This is a genomic window from Mariniflexile sp., assembly GCF_052728615.1.
This window is the reverse complement of record NZ_JBFVFE010000012.1, coordinates 28,096-49,633: the sequence shown is the minus strand read 5'-3', so window position 1 is coordinate 49,633 and position 21,538 is coordinate 28,096. Positions and strand designations below refer to the sequence as shown.

The following is a 21,538-nucleotide window of genomic DNA, read 5'->3' as shown; positions in this document are numbered from 1 at the left end:
GACGATTTAACAATCAAAAAAATGAAAGCACAAATGAGCTTCGTTCGATAGCTTCGTAACTCATAATTGGTTGTATAGCATAAATAAACTTTCGCCTGTTAGGATGCGTATTCCCGCACCTAAAATTTTACCCAAAAATCCAGAATCGTTTTTGGAACCATCGCCAAAAATGGTTTCCATTTTAATGCCGTCGTCCATCATCATAAAACTTCATGCTTCGGCAATCATGTCTTCTTGGGGGTCGAGTTCTATTTCTACATATTACATTTCCTCGCCATAGATTCTATAATCAATTTCGTGAGCTGTCATATTAAAAAAGTTTATTAGTTTAAAGGTTTATTAGTTTATAAGTTGATTTGTTTATGGTTTTGTTACAATTTTTTGTTGGTTGTTGAGATGTTTGTTGTTAAGCTGTAAATCAACGACACAACTTCACGACAAGCGACTTAACTCTTTTCTTTAATACTCCATTCAAAAATAAAAGTAGAGACTTCGATGCCTTCTTCGTTGGTGCCAACAGATTTCATACTAACGGTTTGCCCTTCGCCAGTTTCGATGGCTTTTTGAAGCGCTGCGTCTATTAATTTACCATCGTTGCAAGTAAAAGTGATTTTACCAGTTGCTTTTTTTGTGAATGTTGCCGAGTTTGATGTTACCAACATTGATACCCTTTTGCCCGATTCTTGAATTTTACCAATCATTAATGCACCCGTAGAAAACTCCGCTGCCATCCCTTGCACTGCCCAAAACATGGACTTAAATGGGTTTTGGTTGATCCATTTATAGGTTACGCCCACAGTACAGGCATCATTATCAATATGTTTGGTTCTCACACCACACAGGTAGGCAGCAGGCAGTTTGAACATGGTGTAAGCATTTAGTTTTCTTGGTGTTAACGTCATTTTTAATCATTTAATTTGGCACTAAGTTATGAAAATAATCCGTACCCTTAAACGTTAAATTTGTGTTAAAATATGGTACTATGCGTAACATAATACCTTTTTAAAGATATATATTTGCATAGGAAACTATTATACGTTTTAAAACCATGCTCGACAACCATCAAAAAAACATCGCTACATTTATTCATTTATCAACCTTTAGCAGGTTTATTATTCCGTTCGGGAATTTTATTGGTCCTATTATATTATGGGCCGCCAATAAAGATAAATCGGAGTTTATAGATGCGCATGGCAAACAAGCCATCAACTTTCAAGTAAGCATTTTGCTGTATGCCATTATTATCGGCGCCATAACCATTCCCTTATTTATTTTCAAGTTTTTGGGCGGTTTGGATTTTATAGATTTTAATGGTTTTCACGATATCCATTTTAATATTGGCAAGCCTTCGCCCTTATTATATATTGGAGGAGGACTGGGTGTATTGGCTGTTTTAGGTTTTATTATTGAACTTGTTTTGATAGTAATAGCCAGCTTAAAAGCGCGGGATGGGGAATATTACAAATATCCTTTTACAATCAATTTTTTAAAATAGAGAATGCCTTATGAGAAAAAAACAGATGGCAAATGGGACCGCGTTAGGGATTGGAGCGGAAAGCCCACAGCGAGGTACGAGCGAGGACTTGTAGCGTAAAGCCCGACCCGATAGGGTAACGCCCAAAAAATAAAATTTCATCAAATAACAATCATCAAAATCAATCAAAAAATGAACAGTTTCACATTATTAAACGAATGACACTATGAAGATAGAAAACACAAAAGCACAAATGCGCAAAGGGGTTTTGGAATTCTGCATATTATCGGTCTTAAAAGACGACGATGCTTATGTTGCAGAGATTTTGGACACCTTAAAAGACGCCAAGTTGCTGGTGGTGGAAGGGACCATTTACCCGCTACTTACCCGATTAAAAAATGCCGGACTACTTAATTACCGTTGGGAAGAATCGACCTCGGGGCCACCAAGAAAATACTATGGCTTGACCGAGACCGGTAAATTATTTTTAAAGGAATTGAACACGACGTGGAGCGAATTACAAAACGCCGTTAACTTAGTAACCAACACCAAAAAACAACATTAAAATGAATAAAACAGTCAACATAAATTTAGCAGGGACCTTTTTCCATATAGACGAAGATGCTTACTTAAAACTGCAACGCTATCTTGAGGCTATAAAACGTTCATTCACAGATTCTCAGGGACGCACCGAGATTATTGCGGATATTGAAGCACGTATTGCCGAACTTTTTAGCGAGCGCGTGCAAAACGACAAACAAGTGATCCGTATCAAGGAAGTGGACGAGGTGATTTCCATTATGGGACAACCGGAAGATTATTTGGTTGATGATGCCATATTTGAGGATGAACCACAACCGGCTCATGAGAGAAAATCTTCGGCCTCTAAAAAGCTTTTTAGGGATACCGATAACTCGTATATTGGTGGGGTTTCGTCTGGGTTAGGACATTATTTGGGCATTGATACCATCTGGATTCGTTTGGCTTGGATATTATTGCTCTTCGGATTTGGCACGGGGTTTTTACTATACATATTACTTTGGATTTTAGTGCCTGAAGCTAAAACAACTGCCGAAAAAATAATGATGACGGGCGACCCGGTTAACATTAGCAACATCGAAAAAAAAATAAAGGACGGGTTTGATACCGTTTCGGAAACCGTATCGGACGTTGCAAAAAACGTAAGCGATTCTGTTTCGGGGGCAGCCAAAAATGTTTCGGAAGCAGCAAGGAAAGCCGATTTTCAAAAACAGGGAAACAAAATAAAATCGAGTTCAAGATCGTTCTTTGACACGTTGGCAGACATTATTATGTTCTTCTTTAAAATAATTGCGAAATTTATTGGAATTATTATGATTTTGGTGGGTGCCTTTGCCCTAATTTCCTTAATGATCGGTTGGTTTTCGGTGGGCATTTTAAATATACTCCACATACCGGGAATGGATTTTATAAATATTGCCATTGCAGGAAATTCACCGGTATGGTTGGCATCTTTATTAGCCTTTTTTGCTATTGGGATTCCGTTCTTTTTCCTGTTCTATTTAGGTTTGAAAATTCTTATTGACAACTTAAAATCTATTGGAAACATTGCAAAATTTACCCTTATCGGTCTGTGGTTGTTTTCCATAATCGGATTAATAGTGATAGGTTTAAGGGAAGCCAGTGAACATGCCTTTAACGAACGTGTTATAGAAAAACAAGAACTTTTTATAGCTGCCAACGACACTTTGGAAATTAAAATGGCAGAAAATGATTTATTGGGAAACCGATACAATTCCTTTAAAGTGGTTAACAATGGAAATGGGGTGCCTACCATTTATAGTTCGGATATTGAGATTGTTGTAAAATCTACAACCGATTCCTTGGCTACTATAAGTATAGAAAAAAGTGCCGATGGTAGAAATTATGATAAAGCCATGGAACGTGCCAAAAACATAAACTACAATTATGCTTTAAAAGGGAATGAATTACGGTTGGATTCTTATTTATCAACCAATGCCAAAAACAGATTCAGCGACCAAGAAATAACGGTGGTACTTTATTTGCCGGAAGGTGCTGTGGTTAAATTTAATAATAATACCAAACGTTATTTACACCATACAATGGGGTCCAACTATGTGAATCATTACATAAATGTTGTTGAGGATGGGGTAACATGCCATGATTGCGAAGAAGATGAATTTGAAGTGGACGTTGATACGCCCCATGTGAAAATTGACGAAAATGGTATTGAAATTAAAAATGATAACAATAATTTTAAAATTGATAGTACGGGGATTAAAGTGGAATCGGAAGACGTGAAAGTGAACATAAATTCCAAAGGAGTAAATATCAAATCCAATTAATTAACAATTCAGTATTAAAAAACAACAGTTCAGATATTTAAGTTACTAATCAAAACCTAAAAATTGGATATTCGAACTATAAATCATCAACCTGTGCTGAACTTGTTTCAGTACCAAAAAACGAACAGTTATGACCACTTTAGTAAAAATCATTGTAGCAACCCTAATCAGTTTAAGCCTATTTTCTTGCAATTTCGATATGAACATCAATGGAGTTAAAGGAAATGGTCATGTAACCACAGAACAACGAACCATTAACAAACCATTTACCGCCATTAAAGCCACCGAAGGTTTGGACGTATATGTAACGCAAAGCGATACCGAAAGCGTTAGCGTTGAAGCTGATGAAAACCTACAAGAACTTATAATAACCGAAGTTATAGATGGTGTTTTAAAGATTCACACCAAAAAAAATATTGGCAGATGTAAATCGAAAAAAGTGATGGTAAGTTTTAAAGACGTTAGTGGCATTACGGCAACCAGTGGGAGTGATGTTTTTTCTACCAACACCATTACCGCCGAAAGTTTAGAACTTGAAACCACAAGTGGCGGCGCTATGAATTTAGATGTAAATACGGTAACACTCAACTGCATATCTACCAGTGGCAGCGATTTGAAGCTATCAGGCAAAACAATCAAACTAACAGCAGAAGCTACCAGTGGCAGCGATATAAAAGCAGCCGATTTAATTGCAGAATCCAGTCATGTAAAAGCAACCAGTGGTGCGGATATCACGGTGAATACTTCAAAAGAATTAACAGCCAAAGCGAGTAGTGGAGGCGACATTAAATATTTAGGAAATCCAGAAGTGGTGAACAAAAACGATAGTGCTTCCGGAAGTATAAAAAAACAATAGCCTAATTAAAACCAACCAATTTTAAACCATCTTAAACTTAAATCAAAGTTTAGGATGGTTTTTGTTTATATTTGTTATTCAACAATCTTCTACAAATCAATGTGTAAACAAGTTATATCTCTACTTTTTGTATTTGCATCATGCTTTATTGGTTTTGCGCAAAAAGCTGAAAAAGTAAAAGGGAACAAAAATGTGACTATTATACAAACTGAAATTGATCCGTTTCACACCATCCTGCTTGATGAAGATTTTGAAGTTGAACTCATTTATGATCAATCGCCTTCTGTAACCATTGAAACGGACGAAAACCTACATGGATTTATTAAATTTTATGTGGTTGATGGGGTTTTAACCTTTGATAAAACCATGCGGATAACCTCAAAAAAACGCTTGAACATTACCGTTAATTATGATGCTGGTTTGACCAATATTAGAACCATTGATAACAGCGAAATAACCTCAGTAACTTCCATGGATTTAACCAATGCCTTATTGATAACCGAAGGATCTTCCAAAGCTGGATTAACCTTAAAAACCAATAATTTTGATTTTCAAAGCAATGGCAGATCGAAAATAAAGCTGAACCTTACTTGTGAAAATGCCAAACTTACTTTAACAGACAACAGTAAAATAGATGCCTTAATCTATTCGCCCATAACGACTGTTGATCTATACCAACGAGCCAATGCGACCATTGAAGGGGAAACCGCTGAATTCAAATTAAGAACCGATAATTATTCCCAATTCAACGGTAAAAATTTTACGGCCCAAATCTGTAATACGGTAAATGAAATGTCCAGTGATGCTTATTTGGAAGTGGTGGATACGGTAACCATTGACGCCTCAGGTAGCAGTAGCGTGTACTTGTATGGCAACCCAAAGATTATTGTGAATAGAATGAGCGACACCTCAAAACTTCAAAAAAAGGAAAAATAAAAGAAGTTGTTTAAATGAGTTCACTGGTTACTTTGTCTGGTCGAGTGCGCAGTCGAGACCTTAATGATTGTCAATTATGTGAAGTTATAAACTTTAGTTTATCTTGAGCGAAGCCGAAAGACTACCATTGACTAGTATTTTATATATTTGATTTTCAAATATATAAATATCACTCAAATTTTAAAAACACCCCTAAAGTCTAGGGGACAATCCATATTTTCAAATTTTCGGTTTCAAATTCAATTTAATTGTCAACAATATCGCTTGATGATTTTTTTTATTTGTTGCGAACGGACAACAGCTGTTATTTTTCCTGAGCTACCAATTGAAAAAAAATTTCAATTGTATCATCCACAGAAATAAGTCCGAAGAGTTTTTTAGGAGCTTCTAACTTAAAATCATCCAAACTCAACGCCAAATCTCCCGTAATGAGCATACTACTGGTTTTTTTAATCTTCACAGGGATTTTATAGCCTTTTATAATGCCGGCAATTTCTATATTTACGGATGCTTGAACGTCTCCAGTGTTTTCCAATAAACGGATTTCTTTTAAAAACAAGGTGATTTGAGGGTAGATATCTGATTTTAAAATTTTCTTAAAATCATTGTTTATGGCTTTTCCTCCACAATCAAAACCATTGGAATCTAAAATCAATGCTGTTTTATTAAAGCTCATTTTATCACCTTCCATACGATAAATTACCTGAATGGGATTTTTGAATTTATTGATATTATATGTACAAGAAAAGGTGTTCACATTGGTTGTTCCTCTAACTAATAAAGAACTTTCGGTAGTTATAACAACCGATGTGCTTTTAAAACCGGAATCCCTATGTGTAAAAGCGAATGCCGTTATTATAAAAATTAAAAATGTAAACCTTTTGAGAATCATATTATTAAAACTAATAGTTACAATCTAATAGTTACAATTTTTATTATAAAAAAACAAGTCTCAAAAATAACAGCAATTTAAAATATTATTTCGAATAATTAAAACGTGTGCTTTTTTGAGACTTGTCAAAATTCAACTAATTATAATTATTTGCTTAAAAACTTATGGCAGCTTCTAATATAAAACCATTAAACTTACCATCCTCTAAAAGATTTCCGGTAGGATAATCGTTATATTTTTGAGTTACGTATTCAGCTTTCATTAAGATGTTTTTGGTCAAAAACCAACCAGCACCTAACTGGAATCTATTAATATCTATATCATCGCCACTTGCCAATTCCGCACTTACCGTATTATATCGAGCACCTAAGTAGAAGTTTTCGGTATTCCCAAATCTATAAATAACTTCGCCAGCGTATTGTGTAGCTTTTCTATCGTTGGTTTCAGTCAAAGCTCTTCCAGAAGTTAATTCAACAGTTCCAAAAACTTCCAATCCACCGTATTTTACAAAAGGATTGATCATTACAGCAGTAATTTTGTTTTTAAAACCTGGGTCAAAGCGACCTGATCTAAAATCATGACTTGTAGCTGTTGGATTTTGCATAACATCATAATATCTAGAACCAGCTCTATCTGCTGTATATAAATAAACATTTTGTGCGTATCCTGTATTATACAGCGACCCGGTTAATCTAAACCTGAAATCATCGGTAATTTGTTTATCATAACCTACCTTAGCTAAAAATGCAGCGCCTCCAGTAGTTCCGTTTACATCCCTAACGCTTTGGTTCAATTTACCATTGGTAAAGCCAACCATTGCTAAAAACCCACTATCCAATCGGTAAAGTAATTCGGCTCCTACTTCTGTTGTGAAAGAGTCCATAATCAAGTTGCCTACAAACGGGTTAAAAAGTGTTTGGGCATTATCACTTCTTCTAAAGTGGGCGTCGCCATAGTTGTTTTCCATGTGGCCAATTTTGATGGTTGCATGGTTCATGAAATCTTCTAAAAACCCTTCACTGATAAAATTCAGTTTATCAATTTGAAAATACCCTCCTTTTACATAAGGTTCGTTGTGATGTCTTGAAGATAGGTACGTTCTTAGATGCATTCTAACACCATCATAAAGTGCCACATCCAAATCTAAATTGGCAGTGGCCAGGTTAAAGTTGCTTCCTACTTCTACTAAAGGAACAACTCCTGAGTTTTCATTATCCAAAGATTGGAATTGCAGTGTAGAAGCACCACCTATCCTAACTTTTACACCATCAAAGGTTGATACTGAATCTTTTGGTGCTTCAAAAACACCAATTCCATCTTTGTCCGGTTGTCGGTAATTGTCTAAATTTCTGTTTTGGGCATAAAAACTGAAGCCTGTTGATATAATTCCCAATAGTACTGCTTTTTTTAATATTGATTTCATGATTTTTAATTTTTAAGATTTGATTATTACGTTTATTTGAATATGGTTGAAAATTTAATTGTGATGTCGTCGCCCGTTGTGATGGTTCCCAATAATGCCGTTGGAGGATCGATTTTAAAATCGGTCATTTTAATTTTTTTATCACCGGTAAGCGTTATTTTATCCCCCATAATAGTTGCCGAAAATTCCAATGGAATGCGTTTTTTTACGCCAGCTATGGTTAAATCCCCTTCGGTTTTTACCATAAACTTGCCTCCCCCTTTGTTTGTGGTTTCCTTAACTTCAATCAATTGGAAGGAAATGTTTTTATGGGCAGTGGTTTTTAAGGCTTTATAGGTGTTTTTGTCCATGGAGGATTTGCCACTTTTTAGGCTTTCTGCCACAATTTCAACGGTTAATTTATCAATGTCGCCGGTTTCAGGGTTTTTAAAAACTATTTTTCCGCTTTGTTGTTCGGCGGTAATGTGCCAATCATGTAAACTTGAAGTTCCTAAAACGGTTAAAGTGGATTCATGGTTGGATAAACTGAATTGTTGTGCGCCACTTAAATTAATCGCAAACACCAATACAGCTATTAAGCTTAAAACTCTAAAATATCTATTTTTTTTTGGGTCCATAATTACTGTTGTTTTAATTATGTTACAAATTTCAGATGTAAATAGATATTAAAACATGATAAAAATCATTTCGGGAATTTTAGTTCCAAAATCGAATAATTTCAAAAAAAAAGAAGTGTCCATGTTCATGGATACCTCTTTTTTTACGAAACAAAAGGAAATTTTACCAACTTAGGGTTTGAAACTGGGCGCCAATCGGCAGGCAAACACTTTTAGGAACTTAATAATCTTTGTGGTCCCGAGCCATCGGAAGCGCCTCCCCACAATAGCGCATGTGGCTGGTATTCGGTTATTTTATGTCAAATTCAGGTTGTTCAGTGAAAGAAAACTGAAAAACAACTTTAGCACCTGGAAAGGAACTTATTTTTACATTAAAACCATAACCATGTTGCTTTTTCCATCATCCATGTCCCTTTAGGGACAAAATATGGGTAGCCCAACAATATCCAGTTTTAAAATCGTGCCTTTAGGTACGACAGATGTGATCTATGTCCCTTTAGGGACAAAATATGGGTAGCGGCAATTATATCGAGGAGTGGATTCGTGCCTTTAGGTACGGCATAGGGCAGCATTGAAAGAAGGATATTTGCAATCTGATTTCATGTATGGCATTGTTTTAAAATCTGCTTTCCCATCCTGTAACTAAAGTCACAGAAAACCAGCGTATTGATATGCCACTGCCCAAATGAAGTCCCTAACGGGACAGGGCAAACGCTTTTTATGGACTTAATGGTCTTTGTGGTCCCGAGAGGAGCCATCGGGACGTGTAATATTTTGTAGGCCTTTGTGTTACAGCTATTTCACTGAGATGCACAAAGCAAAAAAACCATTGCATAAAGGAGTTTATCATGGGTCATATAAGAACATTTTTTAATGGGGTTTGAAACTGGGCAACCAATCGGCTCTTAAACTTCCAGTTTTTTTAATTCTTTGTAATTTTGGTTAAGGCGTTTTAATAATAAGCCGTAAAGGAGTTTGTAAAATAGCCAGATAACGAGCATAAAAACACCAATAACTACCATTGAAAATAAAATGATGAAAAACAATTGTTTGTCGCTGTAATGCGAAAATTTGCTGGATATTTTTGGGTCATGATTTATGCCATAGACCATTGCTACTAGAAAAGTAATGAATATCATGACCAAATTGTAAATCACATAGAACTTGATAATTTTGCGGGTATTTAAAATGCTTTCCATTAGTTTTTTTGCACTGTCTGTTGCCGAAATGGATTTTTGGGCTTTGAAAAGTAGATAAATAAAAAGTATTATAACCAAATAGCTGAAAATGGTTATGGCGGTAAAGAGATGTTCGTTAAATAAAGTGTCTAGGTTTGTTTTATATTCATCTGAATAGAAATAGGGTGTTATGGTGTTGATCAATATCCAAAACACCAGTTCGGCGATGCTTATGTAAAACAACGTCTTTGCAATAGACGACGATTTTTTGTGCAGCATGGGGTAAATATCTTGTGTAGATAGTTTTTTATGCTCTGGCTTTTCCTTGTTCCAGTCTTTTTTAAGTATATCTAGTTCATCCATAGGTTTACGGATTTAGTATGGTTTTTAGTTTGTTTTTAATTCTGTTCATTTTTACCCGTGCATTCACTTCACTAATACCCATGGTTTCACTTATTTCGCTATAATCTTTATCTTCTAAATACAAAAAAACGAGTGCTTTTTCAATATCGTTCAATTGGTGTACGGCTTTATAAAGTACTTTAAGTTGTTGTTCTTCGGTGTCATCATAATCTTCTGCTTTTATTTTAAACTCTACACCCGCAAAATCTTGGGTTGTGATGCTGCGTTTCGATTTTCGGTACAGGGTTATGGCAGTGTTTAACCCCACACGGTACATCCAAGTACTGAATTTGGCGTCGCCCCTAAATTTTGGGTAGGCACGCCAAAGCTGAATGGTTATTTCCTGAAATAAATCGTTGTGCGCATCCTGGTTATTGGTGTACAACCGGCATACCTTATGTATGATGTTTTGATGCTTTTCTAGCAATTCAACAAAGCTATGTTCTAGTTCTTTATTCAAATCGATGGTTTGGTTACACTGTAAGTAGCCTAAAGTTTTAAAATGTTACAGCTTGGTAAAAATAATATTTTGTTTCAGTAAATTATTGGCAACCCTTATATCTTTGCATAAAGTTTTATTTTATACATTATGAATATTCCCCAAGTAAATGTTCCCAGACTTGTAATAATAGGAGGTGGTTTTGCCGGTATTAATTTAGTAAAAGCTTTAGGCAACAAACCCATACAGGTGGTATTGATCGATAAGCGGAACTACCACACGTTCCAACCGTTATTGTATCAGGTGTCTTCGGCAGGATTGGAGCCGGATTCCATAGCATATCCGCTTCGGAAAATTATTAAACGCTACAAAAATATGTATTTCCGCATGACGAAAGTACGCAGTATTGATGCCGAAGCCAAAGAGATACATACGGATATTGGCGTGATTGGTTACGATTATTTAGTGATTGCCACGGGCACCAAAACCAATTACTTTGGCAATAAAGCCATTGAAGCCCATAGTATGCCCATGAAAAAAGTACCTCAAGCTTTAAATATACGAAGTTTGATTTTACAGAATTTTGAACAGGCGGCCATTACCAATGACAAGGCCGCCCGAAAAGCGTTACTCACTTTTGTGATTGTGGGAGGTGGGCCCACCGGTGTTGAACTTGCGGGTGCCATTGCAGAATTGAAAAACCAAATCTTGCCTAAAGATTATCGTGATTTGATAGCATCGGACATGCAGATTTATTTATTGGAAGGGGGTGCGCGGGTACTGTCAACCATGAGTGATGAAGCTTCAAAAAAAGCGGCGCGATTCCTTACCCAATTGGGCGTGCTTGTACATTGCAATACCTTTGTAAAGGATTATGACGGTAAAAAAGTAACTACTAATTTAAGTCTTCAATTAGAGTCCGAAACCTTAATTTGGGCCGCTGGCGTTACCGGCGATGTGGTAAAAGGATTGAAGGCGGAAGCCTTAATGGAGCGCACCAACCGGTACAAAGTAAATGCCTACAACCAAGTGGAAGGATACCCCGATATTTTTGCTCTGGGAGACATTGCTTTGATGGCTTCCGATGCGTATCCAAATGGGCATCCACAGGTAGCGCAACCAGCCATCCAACAGGCACAACTTTTGGGTAAAAACATCCTTAAATTAATGGAAGGGAAACCGCTAAAAAAATTCAAATATATGGATAAAGGATCGATGGCAACGGTGGGCAGAAATAAGGCCGTGGTAGATTTGAAACACTATAAATTTGGAGGCTTTTTTGCATGGTTTATTTGGATGTTTGTACACCTTATGGCATTGGTGGGTTTTCGGAATAGGGTATTGGTTTTCTTCAATTGGTGCTACAATTATATTAATTTTGACAAGGCTTCCCGACTTATTATACGTCCGTTTTATAAATTAAAGTAAATATTCATTTAAAATGGTTTAATAAACTGATTACAAATATTTTGAATGGTTAGTATAGATTTTGTCTATTGGTATTTTTAAGGACTAAAAAGGATAAATAAGGATGGGATATGTAGGTAAGGAGAATAATTAGAACGTCTAGAAATCAAATAACGTTCAACATATTTTAAAACCAAAAATGCACCCGAAGTTATAAAAAATTCAGCAACTAAAAAAACCAAATGCTGACTCGTTTTTTGGAATGATCTATGGTCGTAAAAAACCTGTTGTTAACTTCGTTTAAAATACAATGATCACTCAATTTCAAATCCTCAAAAAACGCCTCAAATTATCTTTCAAAAAAGCAAAAATCTCCATCCTGTAAATCAACAAAATAATTGTTAAAGCAACAATCTTATTTTGTCGATTTTGGCTTCTTCAAAATATTAAAATGTGCATCAAAAAAGGCTAAAAAAAAGACATGGATTATTTAATCAAACAACAAATGTTAAAACAATAAGTTCAAATTATTAAAAATAAATTCCTCAATAATGACTCTCTTTTTTGTGCGCTTGACTTAGGGGCGTTAGCCTTGTAATCTTTATAGCAAAGTGTGACATGAAGATGAATTAGGGGCGTTAGCCCTGACATCTTTTATAAAACAATTGTGTACGTGTTTGCCATGTTTAATAGATTTAAGGGCTAGATCTTTTTTTTCGTCATCGTGTTATTTTACGAAGATAACAGGGCTACGCCCCTTTTCATTTCATTAACGTTTGTATCTACGACGATTTTAGGGCTAACGCCCCTAATGATGTATTCTAGATCCTAATGGGTTCTAATCTTTTCAACCCTTGATTCACATAACTAACTATTTTATCACATACTGAGATAAATCATTAAAAATATTTCTTCAGGATTGCTTAACATAATGGACTGTTTTTAAATTAAAATCAATTCATCATTGATATTTTACAGTTGGGTAGTTTAATGTTTTTCATCAAATGGCAATGGTTCAAATTTGTGCTGTCAATAAAAAGCAAACCAATCAACCATCATGAAAAAATTGATCTTAACAGTTAGTTTAATCATCTCAAACCAATTACTGGCTCAGACCATAATTAGCGGAAAAGTTATAGAGGCTAATGGAGCCCCCATAGCTGGAGCGAATATTTATTTGGAAGGTACTTACGATGGGAGTACCAGTGATGGACTTGGTGTTTTTTCATTTAAAACCAATAAAACAGGTTCGCAAACCCTGATTGTTTCTTATCTGTCTTTTGAAACCTTTACTATGTTTGGCGATGTGTTTTACATGAAAAACCTAATTGTTAAACTTCGTGAAGACGTCAATACGTTGGATGCGGTGGTTTTATCGGCAGGCACATTTTCGGCGGGCGATAACAGTAAAGTAAATGTTTTAAAACCTTTGGATGTGGTAACCACGGCAAGTGCTTTGGGCGATTTTGTGGGCGCATTGCAAACCTTGCCCGGAACCACCACGGTTGCCGAAGATGGCAGATTGTTTGTACGTGGTGGAGATGCCGACGAGACCCAAATTTTCATTGACGGCATTCTTGTATTCACACCTTACACGCCAACAACCAACAATGCGCCTACACGGGGGCGCTACTCGCCATTTTTGTTTGATGGGATTACGTTTTCAACAGGTGGGTATTCGGCAGAATATGGTCAAGCTTTATCGAGTGTCTTATTGTTAAATACCATAGATGAACCCGACCAGGAAAAAACCGATATTGGCATTATGAGTGTGGGTGGTGGTATTGGCAATACCCAAAAATGGGATAACAGTTCGTTGAGTTTTAATGTGTCGTATCTTAATTTGGCGCCTTATAATGCGATTTTTTCAAGTAGAAATAAGTGGATAAAACCTTATGAAACCGTTTCGGGGGAAACCGTTTTCAGAAAAAAACCCAATAAAGGTTTGTTTAAATTGTATGGTGCTTTTGATGCCACTAATTTTGAATTGACCCAAGAAGACATCAATGATGCAGATGGTGTTCATTTTAAGTTGAAGAACAAAAACTTTTATTTGAACAGTTCGTATGAAGTGGAACTGAATGATAGCTGGACTTATTTTGGTGGTTTGAGTTATACCCATGGGAACAACGATTTAAATAGTATTGACAGCGCCATTGAAGATGTAGAAAACTCGGTACATGCCAAACTGAAATTCAAAAACAGGATAAGCAACCGTTTCAAGCTTTATTTGGGCGTAGAGTACTTCGCTACCAATTTTACGGAAACGTACAATGACACGTCTGTAAACAATGCCAAATACGGCTATGACAATAACATTTCGGCAGCATTTGCAGAGGCCGATATTTTTATATCGAAAAACTTAGCGTTTAAAACGGGGTTGCGTGCCGAATATAGCCAGTTGTTCAATGAAGCCACCGTAGCGCCAAGGCTGTCTTTGGCATATAAAATATCGGGCAAAAGTCAGTTGTCATTGGCTTATGGGAACTTTTACCAAAACCCATCGAGTGCCATTTTAAAATTCGACCAAGATTTAAAAGCGCAAAACACATCGCATTTTATAGCCAATTATCAATACAATGGCGATAGAAAATTATTTAGGGCCGAAGCGTATTATAAAAAATACAATAACTTGGTAAAGTACGATACTGTCCCGATAGTTATCGGGATTGCTTCTTTCAACAGCAATTATAACAACACGGGTTACGGATTTGCACAAGGCATTGATTTCTTTTACCGAGATAGCAAAACCATTGAAAACTTTGATTATTGGGTAAGTTATTCGTTGTTGGACACGAAGCGTGATTATAAAAATTTCAGCATGGAGGCACAACCCAATTTTGCGAATACCCATAATGTGTCGGTTGTTGGAAAATATTGGATCAACGATTGGCGCAGTCAGGTAGGGTTTGCTTATGCTTTTGCATCAGGCAGAACATTTACCAACCCCAATGAACCAGGTTTTTTAAACGATAAAACAAAAGCCTATAACAGTTTGAGCGTGAATTGGGCGTATTTGATAAGTCCGCAAAAAATACTCTACGCCTCGGTTAATAACGTGCTGGGTTTTAAAAACATTTATGGCTACCAATACGCCAACACGCCCGATATGAACGGAAATTTTAACAGAAGGGCGTTACAGCCTGCGTCAGACCAATTCTTTTTTGTAGGCTTCTTTTGGACCATTAGCAACGATAAAAAGAGCAACCAGTTGGATAATTTGTAAATGGGTTTTTACTGGTCATGCTACTTGTTACAAGTAAAGTTCGTCCTTGTATTTTGGAGTGGTTATTTTTATGTCTTCTAGATGTCTATTGTTTAAGTTGATTTTCAGTCCTTTATGGTAAAAAACTTCGTTTTCTCTTTTATATATTTCTTGGTCTTTCTCGCAATCTTCAAATTCTTTTTTGTATTCGATTTTCCCTGTTGAAATATTAAAATCGAAATGAGTCCAATATTCACAAGGTTTTCCGTAAACGCTGGTGTAACCTATGAGTTCGAACTCATCTTTTTGAAACCTGTACTTGTCCGTATAGCTCCATTTCCAACTACTGCCTCCATAGTGGCTAATTAATAAAACACCATTTTTTATTTCAACCTCGCCAAACGGGTCTCCCATCATGCCGCCTTCTTCACTTTTTAATATAGCATTTCTGGAGGTTATCCATTTTTTCCAATTTCCGTCTGACCATTTTAGGATTTGAATTTCACGAACATTGCCAAATTCCGTCGAATCTGTTGTATTATGAACTACAATTTTTTCATCTATTCCATCTTTATCCAAATCACCTGATTTTTGAGTAAGTACTTCATAGCCTTTTGGTGTAGGAATTTCCTGTGCAAATATAAAAGCACTTATAAGTGTCAGAGTTATTGTTGCTAGTTGCCTCATTACCAATCTTGAAATTTTTTGAATAACTTAAATCGTTGAGTGTCTTAAATTTTTATTGTTAAACACTTTTCCCAAAAGTAAGCAAATTATTATCGGGATCCAGCATGGAGAATTCTTTTTGTCCCCAAGGTTTTATTTGTAGTTTTCCATTAGGGTGAATGCTTAAATTTTTATCCAAGAATGATTTATATAGGGCTTCAATAGCATTGGTTCTAATATAAACCTGACCGTAATTTTCTTTAGGATCCAAATCCTTAAATTCAAAAAAATGGATCTGAATCTGGTCTTTTTGCAACATCAGGTAATCATCAAAGTCTGCACTTCCAAATTCTTCAAAACCCAAACCGTCTATATAATAATCTTTGGTGGTTTTTTTACTGCGCATGGGCAGTTTCGGATTGATTTCTGTTAGCATAATTTCTTTTTACTTGGAATGACTAATAACGCATCCATCTTCAAATTTAATATAAATTTTATGAATGTTTCAATCAATCACTATTAAAAAAAATCACCCAGATACACCTAGTAAAACCTTTCATTAAAAAAAACACTATAAATACATCCCTTGTACATGATAAATATCATATTAATTGATAGTTAAATCCATTAATTTTAAGGTATTAAATGAACATAATATTAAATCAAATAATCATGTTAGCTCATAAAAAAAATCCGGAAATAGAAATAAGCCGAAATAGCGGTTTGTATTTTGCTATTGGGCTTAATTTAATGTTGCTTTTATCATGGCAGCTTTTAGAATATAAAACATACGAAAAAAGTGATGTGGCTAGGGATGTTTTAAATATGGAAGCCGAAATTGAAGAAGACATACCTATTGTAAATATTAATATGCCGCCACCGCCACCACCGCCAATTGCGGTTGGAGAATCCATTCAAATTGTAGAGGACGTTAAGGATATTGAGGAAACTGTTATTGAAAGTTCCGAAACCAGCCAAACGGAGGCCATTACAGAACGTGAGGTAAGCGTAAAAGAGGTTAAGGTAGCCGCAGTTGAAGAGGAGGTTGAAGTGGCGTTTGCCGTTATTGAGGATGTACCTGTTTTTCCAGGTTGTGAAGGATTATCCAAAAGCGCCACCAAAGACTGTTTTCAACGAAAAGTGCAAGAGCACGTGGTCAAGAATTTTAACTACCCGCAAGCAGCCTTGGATTTGGGCATCCAAGGTCGGGTTTCAGTCATATTTAATATTGACTCTAAAGGGTATACTACCGGAATACGTTCTAGAGGGCCAGATAAAATATTGGAAAAAGAGGCAGAACGCATTATTGGTTTGTTGCCGAAGATGCTACCTGGCAAACAACGCGGAAAACCAGTGAAAGTGTCGTATGCAGTGCCCATATTCTTTAAGTATCAAGATGGATAGTATTTGGATTTAGTTATAGAACTCATTTAAACTTTTTTAATTGGCTAAAAAATTGCCTTTTTGCACCCATTTTTCGTCTTTTTTTCGTTCCGTAGCGATGCTGTGCAACTCAAAAAAACCTTCAACTGGACAAAAATCTCTTCCCGATAGCTATCGGGATTTCACTTCAATCCAAAAAGTTTAAATGAGTTCATAATGTCAATGTTAAAAATCAAGAGGCAGGAATGCTCTCTTGATTTTTTTTGTTTACAGTTCTTTAACAGTTATCTTTTTATTTAATGAGAATAAGATACCAATAATTAGCGATAAAGCTATAAAGGCTAAAGATACCCATTCAGGAAAATGAAGGTGATGGGCCAGTATAAGTTTCACTCCAACAAAAATTAAAATGGCAACCAAACTATATTTTAAATAGGTAAACTTGGCAAGCATATTAGCTAAAAAGAAATACATGGACCGTAAGCCCAGAATAGCAAAAATGTTGGAACTGAACACTAAAAAGGGATCGGAAGTGATAGCCAATATGGCAGGAACACTATCAAGTGCAAATAAGATGTCTGTAAATTCTATTATAATTAAAGCTATAAATAAGGGTGTTGCTGCTTTGATATGACGTATTTTCACAAAAAACCTTTCACCTTCCATCTGCGATGTAATGGGTATTATTTTTCGTAAATTTCTATAGACAAATGATTTTTTAGGATTGAAATGTGCATCTTTTGAAAACAACATTTTTAAAGCCGTAAAAATTAAAAATGCACCAAATACATAGGTGGTAAAGCTGAACTTTTTAATAAGGGCTACGCCAAAAAATATCATTAAAGCCCTAAAAACAATTGCACCCAAAATGCCCCAAAACAATACTCTGTGCTGGTATTTTTGGGGAATACGAAATGAAGTGAAAATAACAGCGATCACAAAAATATTATCAATACTCAAAGAAAGCTCTATTAAATACCCCGTAATGTATTTAATAGTGGCATCCATTGGTTTTAATGAATCCACATTATCTATATTGCCTGTGCCATACAACCAATAAATAACGCCTGAAAACAGAAATGAGAGCGTTACCCAGATACTGGTCCAAATTGAAGCTTCTTTAACACTAATTACGTGTGGATTACGGTTAAAGATGCCTAAATCCAACGCCAAAAAAATAAGGACTCCTAAAATAAACAAACCCCAAATGAGCATAGCATATATAATTAAAAACGACCAAAAATAACAATTGTGTTTTTTCAAAAAAAAGAATATTAGTTAAAATTTTTCCCTTTCGGACGTAGAAAAGAAATATGTTTGGATCGTGCTGAACTTTTGATATATTTTCAACTTGCATACACCTAACTTTCAGAATCGATCAAAAATGAAATCCAATTTTTTAACATTCCATCCCAAAAAAACAACACTTGGGCAAGTCACTTTTTAAAAACCTTTAACAGTGTTCGATATTTGTTTCATAAACTTGTACTGGCTTAGTCTCCATATTAAAAAAAAAACGAATCATCATGAAACACTTAATTAAAATTATTGGTCTCGCACTTTTTAGCATCACCATTTCAAATGCGCAACAATCAAAAGGAAACCATGTTACTGTTACTATTTCCAACCTTAAAAACAATAACGGGAAAGTGTTTGTGGCACTTTATAATTCCGAATCCTCTTTTTTGAATAAAGGCATTAAAAGGGATATTGTTAAAATTAAAAACAACAGTTGCAAAGTAACTTTTGAAGATGTTGCCAACGGCACTTATGCCGTATCGATGTTTCATGACGAAAACGATAATGGTAAAATGGATACCAATTTTTTAGGAATTCCTAAAGAAGATTATGGCTGCTCCAACAACGCCAAAGGATTTATGGGGCCACCAAAATGGGAAGACGCCAAATTTGAAATAAATAACCAATCAATCAATCAACACATAAAACTTTAAAAATACTAACCAATGAAAAAATTACTTATCATTGCAACATTAATGGTTTCAGTTCTAGCAACTGCACAAACCAATTACGAACAAGGCATGCAAAAAGCCTTTGAATTATGGGGAAGCAATAACCCAACCGAAGCTTCAAATATGTTTGAACGCATCGCAAAGGCAGAACCCGATAATTGGTTGCCACCATACTATGCGGCCCAGATAAATATTGTTAGCAGTTTCGGGGAAAAAAATGAAGAAAAGCTATCGGCACAACTTAAAAAGGCGCAAGATTTGATTAATGATGCTACCGCTATTTCAAAAAACAATCCTGAAATTTTAGTGTTACAAGCCTTGTTGCATACGGCGTGGGTAGCTTTTGATGGTGCCACTTACGGGATGGCTTTGTCGGGCAAAATAGTAGAGCTTTATGCAAAAGCAGAAATGTTGGCACCCAAAAACCCACGGGTGGTGTATTGTAAAGCCGAATGGAGCATGGGAAGTGCCAAATATTTTGGACAGGATACCAAACCATTCTGCAAGGATTTAGAGCGTGCTTTACAACTTTTTGCTAACTTTAAACCCGAAACACCTTTTAGCCCAAATTGGGGCAAGGACCGTGCCGAAATGCTATTGGAATCTTGTAAGGAGTAAACCTGTATTTTTAAATTAACAAATGAAAAACCTTCGGAAATCAATCATTTTAAGCTTTATAATAGGCTGTGCCGTTTTTGTAATAGGCAATGCCATTTCTGGTGGTTTTCATTTTGAAACGATTAACGAATTTCTAATCAGTTTTTCACTGTATCAATTGTACAGTTTTGTTCTTGGGTTTGGTAACATGTACTTTTTCGATTTCATGGAACGCCAGGAATGGAAAAAGGAAGATAGGATCAAACGCATAGTTTTAGGCATTATTGGCTCTACGGTATTGACTTTAATGGGGCTGTTTTTTCTAAGGGCCTTTACATCGGTTGTGTTATATGGTCATTCCTTTCATGATTTTTTAGTGAATGAAAAATTTGCTTACTACCAGTTTGGGTTGTGGATTACCTTAACCATCGTGATCATTTTTCACTTTGTATATTTTTATAACCGATACCAGCAAAACAAAATAAAGGAACAAAAAGTTATTGCAGGTACGGCAAGCGCAAAGTTCAATGCTTTAAAAAACCAACTGGACCCACATTTTTTGTTCAACAGTTTAAATGTGCTCACCAGTTTAATTGAAGAAAATCCAGAGAATGCCCAAAAGTTCACCACGTCACTATCAAAAATATATCGCTATGTTCTGGAACAAAAAAACAAGGAATTGGTATCGGTGGATGAAGAGTTGGAATTCGCCAAAACCTACATGTCGCTTTTAAAAATGCGTTTTGAGGATAGTATTATTTTTGATATTCCCGAAAGGGCCAATAACCCCGATAGTAAGGTGGTTCCCTTATCGTTACAGTTGCTTTTGGAAAATGCGGTAAAGCACAACACCGTAACTGCCAAGAATCCCTTGCGTATAAAAATTTATGAACAAGGAGACAGTTTGGTGGTCGAAAACAATTTGCAACCCAAGCAGATAGTTAAAAAGAGCAGCGGCGTAGGTTTAAACAATATCATGCAGCGCTACGACCTGTTGACCATAAAGAAAGTAAACATTGACAAAGAAGCAACACGGTTTGCGGTGGCCATACCCATGCTCACAAAACAAATTTATAACATGGAAACCAATCATCATTACAACGAACAAGACGCGTACAACAAAGCCAAAAAGCGCGTAGAGGAAATTAAAGGCTTTTACTCCAATTTGCTATCCTACAGCATTGTGATCCCGTTTTTAATCTTTATAAACTACAAAACCTCTTGGGAATTCAAATGGTTTTGGTTTCCCATGTTGGGGTGGGGCATGGGATTGACCTTTCATGCCTTTGCGGTGTTTGGATATGGCAAATCGTGGGAAGAGCGCAAAATACAAGAAATATTGGAAAAAGAAGCATCGGCAACCAATAAAACCTGGAAATAATGGAAACCAATTCTACTGAAAAAAGCCGTTACGAGCGTGCCGCAAAACGTGTAAAGCGCATCCGGGGCTTTTATTCGCACGCCTTGGTGTACGTGGTCATCAATACCATGATCGTAATTATCAACACTCAAAATTTAGATACAGGCGAAAGCTATTTCCAATGGCACAATTTCACCACCCTAATATTTTGGGGCATTGGTTTGCTGGCCCATGGACTATCGGTTTTCGCACCCAATTTTATATTCGGAAAAGATTGGGAAGAACGAAAAATTAAAGAGCTCATGGAACAAGACAAAAGATCTTGGAGGTGATATTAGTTTACAGCCGCAGTATTCAGTCCCAGTTTACAGTAAGCTTTGCGGCTTTG

21 protein-coding genes and 1 pseudogene are annotated in these 21,538 nt (G+C 36.0%); 12 read left to right on the top strand and 10 right to left on the bottom strand.

Translation table 11 applies throughout. The features are described 5' to 3' along the window. Positions 1 to 63: 63 nt before the first annotated feature. A pseudogene (locus tag ACU1LP_RS06895) lies at positions 64 to 252 on the bottom strand (AIM24 family protein); the annotation flags it as partial. A 194-nt stretch (positions 253 to 446) separates the two neighbouring features. After that, the gene (locus tag ACU1LP_RS06890; RefSeq protein WP_445734184.1) at positions 447 to 902 is read right to left on the bottom strand and encodes a DUF4442 domain-containing protein; all 456 of its coding nucleotides are present in this window, start codon (positions 900 to 902) and stop codon (positions 447 to 449) included. A 146-nt stretch (positions 903 to 1,048) separates the two neighbouring features. Between ACU1LP_RS06890 and ACU1LP_RS06885 the strand changes: the two genes are divergently transcribed. From ACU1LP_RS06885 to ACU1LP_RS06865, 5 genes are all read left to right on the top strand, one after another. After that, the gene (locus ACU1LP_RS06885; RefSeq protein ID WP_445734183.1) at positions 1,049 to 1,495 is read left to right on the top strand and encodes a DUF4870 domain-containing protein; all 447 of its coding nucleotides are present in this window, start codon (positions 1,049 to 1,051) and stop codon (positions 1,493 to 1,495) included. A gap of 205 nt (positions 1,496 to 1,700) precedes the next feature. Next, entirely contained in the window at positions 1,701 to 2,039 is a 339-nt protein-coding gene (locus tag ACU1LP_RS06880; protein ID WP_445734182.1) for a PadR family transcriptional regulator, read from the top strand. A gap of 1 nt (position 2,040) precedes the next feature. Next, positions 2,041 to 3,819 (top strand): PspC domain-containing protein, encoded by a 1,779-nt coding sequence (locus ACU1LP_RS06875; protein WP_445734181.1) that lies wholly within the window; start codon positions 2,041 to 2,043, stop codon positions 3,817 to 3,819. Between the two features lie 130 nt (positions 3,820 to 3,949). Further along, positions 3,950 to 4,675, top strand: coding sequence for a head GIN domain-containing protein (locus tag ACU1LP_RS06870; RefSeq protein ID WP_445734180.1), 726 nt, complete (start codon positions 3,950 to 3,952; stop codon positions 4,673 to 4,675). 99 nt (positions 4,676 to 4,774) lie between these two features. Continuing rightward, the gene (locus ACU1LP_RS06865) at positions 4,775 to 5,611 is read left to right on the top strand and encodes a GIN domain-containing protein (RefSeq protein ID WP_445733159.1); all 837 of its coding nucleotides are present in this window, start codon (positions 4,775 to 4,777) and stop codon (positions 5,609 to 5,611) included. A 304-nt stretch (positions 5,612 to 5,915) separates the two neighbouring features. Here ACU1LP_RS06865 and ACU1LP_RS06860 read toward each other — a convergent pair whose 3' ends face one another. The 5 genes from ACU1LP_RS06860 to ACU1LP_RS06840 form a co-directional block, all read right to left on the bottom strand. Next, positions 5,916 to 6,503, bottom strand: a complete 588-nt coding sequence (locus ACU1LP_RS06860; RefSeq protein ID WP_445734179.1) for a YceI family protein — start codon at positions 6,501 to 6,503, stop codon at positions 5,916 to 5,918. Positions 6,504 to 6,657: 154 nt separating this feature from the next. Continuing rightward, a complete protein-coding gene (locus tag ACU1LP_RS06855) occupies positions 6,658 to 7,926 on the bottom strand; it encodes a hypothetical protein (protein WP_445734178.1) in 1,269 nt (422 codons plus the stop codon). Positions 7,927 to 7,958: 32 nt separating this feature from the next. After that, positions 7,959 to 8,543 carry a YceI family protein gene (locus ACU1LP_RS06850; RefSeq protein WP_445733192.1) on the bottom strand — a complete coding sequence of 195 codons (585 nt, stop codon included), beginning with the start codon at positions 8,541 to 8,543 and terminating at the stop codon, positions 7,959 to 7,961. Between the two features lie 905 nt (positions 8,544 to 9,448). Continuing rightward, the gene (locus ACU1LP_RS06845; RefSeq protein WP_445731210.1) at positions 9,449 to 10,084 is read right to left on the bottom strand and encodes a hypothetical protein; all 636 of its coding nucleotides are present in this window, start codon (positions 10,082 to 10,084) and stop codon (positions 9,449 to 9,451) included. Between the two features lie 4 nt (positions 10,085 to 10,088). Further along, complete coding sequence (locus ACU1LP_RS06840) at positions 10,089 to 10,583, bottom strand: RNA polymerase sigma factor (protein WP_445731211.1); 495 nt, start codon at positions 10,581 to 10,583, stop codon at positions 10,089 to 10,091. A gap of 129 nt (positions 10,584 to 10,712) precedes the next feature. On the opposite strand from ACU1LP_RS06840, the gene ACU1LP_RS06835 reads away from it, so the two are divergent. Both ACU1LP_RS06835 and ACU1LP_RS06830 read left to right on the top strand, forming a co-directional pair. After that, positions 10,713 to 11,990, top strand: coding sequence for an NAD(P)/FAD-dependent oxidoreductase (locus tag ACU1LP_RS06835; RefSeq protein ID WP_445731212.1), 1,278 nt, complete (start codon positions 10,713 to 10,715; stop codon positions 11,988 to 11,990). Between the two features lie 1,036 nt (positions 11,991 to 13,026). Continuing rightward, complete coding sequence (locus ACU1LP_RS06830; RefSeq protein ID WP_445733828.1) at positions 13,027 to 15,195, top strand: TonB-dependent receptor; 2,169 nt, start codon at positions 13,027 to 13,029, stop codon at positions 15,193 to 15,195. A 27-nt stretch (positions 15,196 to 15,222) separates the two neighbouring features. Here ACU1LP_RS06830 and ACU1LP_RS06825 read toward each other — a convergent pair whose 3' ends face one another. Beyond that, positions 15,223 to 15,861 (bottom strand): hypothetical protein, encoded by a 639-nt coding sequence (locus ACU1LP_RS06825; RefSeq protein WP_445733827.1) that lies wholly within the window; start codon positions 15,859 to 15,861, stop codon positions 15,223 to 15,225. A gap of 58 nt (positions 15,862 to 15,919) precedes the next feature. Beyond that, positions 15,920 to 16,276: a bleomycin resistance protein gene (locus tag ACU1LP_RS06820; RefSeq protein ID WP_445731215.1), complete on the bottom strand. Its 357-nt coding sequence runs from the start codon at positions 16,274 to 16,276 to the stop codon at positions 15,920 to 15,922. 236 nt (positions 16,277 to 16,512) lie between these two features. On the opposite strand from ACU1LP_RS06820, the gene ACU1LP_RS06815 reads away from it, so the two are divergent. Beyond that, positions 16,513 to 17,244, top strand: coding sequence for an energy transducer TonB (locus tag ACU1LP_RS06815; protein WP_445731216.1), 732 nt, complete (start codon positions 16,513 to 16,515; stop codon positions 17,242 to 17,244). A 246-nt stretch (positions 17,245 to 17,490) separates the two neighbouring features. Here ACU1LP_RS06815 and ACU1LP_RS06810 read toward each other — a convergent pair whose 3' ends face one another. After that, positions 17,491 to 18,438: a TerC family protein gene (locus tag ACU1LP_RS06810; RefSeq protein ID WP_445733829.1), complete on the bottom strand. Its 948-nt coding sequence runs from the start codon at positions 18,436 to 18,438 to the stop codon at positions 17,491 to 17,493. A gap of 311 nt (positions 18,439 to 18,749) precedes the next feature. On the opposite strand from ACU1LP_RS06810, the gene ACU1LP_RS06805 reads away from it, so the two are divergent. From ACU1LP_RS06805 to ACU1LP_RS06790, 4 genes are read left to right on the top strand one after another with little or no spacing between them, the layout of a single operon-like run. Beyond that, entirely contained in the window at positions 18,750 to 19,175 is a 426-nt protein-coding gene (locus tag ACU1LP_RS06805) for a DUF2141 domain-containing protein (RefSeq protein WP_445731217.1), read from the top strand. Positions 19,176 to 19,187: 12 nt separating this feature from the next. Then, positions 19,188 to 19,811 (top strand): hypothetical protein, encoded by a 624-nt coding sequence (locus ACU1LP_RS06800; RefSeq protein ID WP_445731218.1) that lies wholly within the window; start codon positions 19,188 to 19,190, stop codon positions 19,809 to 19,811. Between the two features lie 22 nt (positions 19,812 to 19,833). Beyond that, positions 19,834 to 21,171, top strand: a complete 1,338-nt coding sequence (locus tag ACU1LP_RS06795; RefSeq protein ID WP_445731219.1) for a 2TM domain-containing protein — start codon at positions 19,834 to 19,836, stop codon at positions 21,169 to 21,171. Further along, positions 21,171 to 21,482, top strand: coding sequence for a 2TM domain-containing protein (locus tag ACU1LP_RS06790; protein WP_445731220.1), 312 nt, complete (start codon positions 21,171 to 21,173; stop codon positions 21,480 to 21,482). Before ACU1LP_RS06795 ends, ACU1LP_RS06790 begins: the two co-directional genes overlap by 1 nt. Positions 21,483 to 21,538 lie beyond the last annotated feature (56 nt).

Bases quoted from the DNA above. Each gene is read 5' to 3' on its own strand.
- ACU1LP_RS06890 (WP_445734184.1), bottom strand. From the start codon at position 902: ATGACGTTAACACCAAGAAAACTAAATGCTTACACCATGTTCAAACTG.
- ACU1LP_RS06885 (WP_445734183.1), top strand. From the start codon at position 1,049: ATGCTCGACAACCATCAAAAAAACATCGCTACATTTATTCATTTATCA.
- ACU1LP_RS06880 (WP_445734182.1), top strand. From the start codon at position 1,701: ATGAAGATAGAAAACACAAAAGCACAAATGCGCAAAGGGGTTTTGGAA.
- ACU1LP_RS06875 (WP_445734181.1), top strand. From the start codon at position 2,041: ATGAATAAAACAGTCAACATAAATTTAGCAGGGACCTTTTTCCATATA.
- ACU1LP_RS06870 (WP_445734180.1), top strand. From the start codon at position 3,950: ATGACCACTTTAGTAAAAATCATTGTAGCAACCCTAATCAGTTTAAGC.
- ACU1LP_RS06865 (WP_445733159.1), top strand. From the start codon at position 4,775: ATGTGTAAACAAGTTATATCTCTACTTTTTGTATTTGCATCATGCTTT.
- ACU1LP_RS06860 (WP_445734179.1), bottom strand. From the start codon at position 6,503: ATGATTCTCAAAAGGTTTACATTTTTAATTTTTATAATAACGGCATTC.
- ACU1LP_RS06855 (WP_445734178.1), bottom strand. From the start codon at position 7,926: ATGAAATCAATATTAAAAAAAGCAGTACTATTGGGAATTATATCAACA.
- ACU1LP_RS06850 (WP_445733192.1), bottom strand. From the start codon at position 8,543: ATGGACCCAAAAAAAAATAGATATTTTAGAGTTTTAAGCTTAATAGCT.
- ACU1LP_RS06845 (WP_445731210.1), bottom strand. From the start codon at position 10,084: ATGGATGAACTAGATATACTTAAAAAAGACTGGAACAAGGAAAAGCCA.
- ACU1LP_RS06835 (WP_445731212.1), top strand. From the start codon at position 10,713: ATGAATATTCCCCAAGTAAATGTTCCCAGACTTGTAATAATAGGAGGT.
- ACU1LP_RS06830 (WP_445733828.1), top strand. From the start codon at position 13,027: ATGAAAAAATTGATCTTAACAGTTAGTTTAATCATCTCAAACCAATTA.
- ACU1LP_RS06825 (WP_445733827.1), bottom strand. From the start codon at position 15,861: ATGAGGCAACTAGCAACAATAACTCTGACACTTATAAGTGCTTTTATA.
- ACU1LP_RS06820 (WP_445731215.1), bottom strand. From the start codon at position 16,276: ATGCTAACAGAAATCAATCCGAAACTGCCCATGCGCAGTAAAAAAACC.
- ACU1LP_RS06815 (WP_445731216.1), top strand. From the start codon at position 16,513: ATGTTAGCTCATAAAAAAAATCCGGAAATAGAAATAAGCCGAAATAGC.
- ACU1LP_RS06810 (WP_445733829.1), bottom strand. From the start codon at position 18,438: ATGCTCATTTGGGGTTTGTTTATTTTAGGAGTCCTTATTTTTTTGGCG.
- ACU1LP_RS06805 (WP_445731217.1), top strand. From the start codon at position 18,750: ATGAAACACTTAATTAAAATTATTGGTCTCGCACTTTTTAGCATCACC.
- ACU1LP_RS06800 (WP_445731218.1), top strand. From the start codon at position 19,188: ATGAAAAAATTACTTATCATTGCAACATTAATGGTTTCAGTTCTAGCA.
- ACU1LP_RS06795 (WP_445731219.1), top strand. From the start codon at position 19,834: ATGAAAAACCTTCGGAAATCAATCATTTTAAGCTTTATAATAGGCTGT.
- ACU1LP_RS06790 (WP_445731220.1), top strand. From the start codon at position 21,171: ATGGAAACCAATTCTACTGAAAAAAGCCGTTACGAGCGTGCCGCAAAA.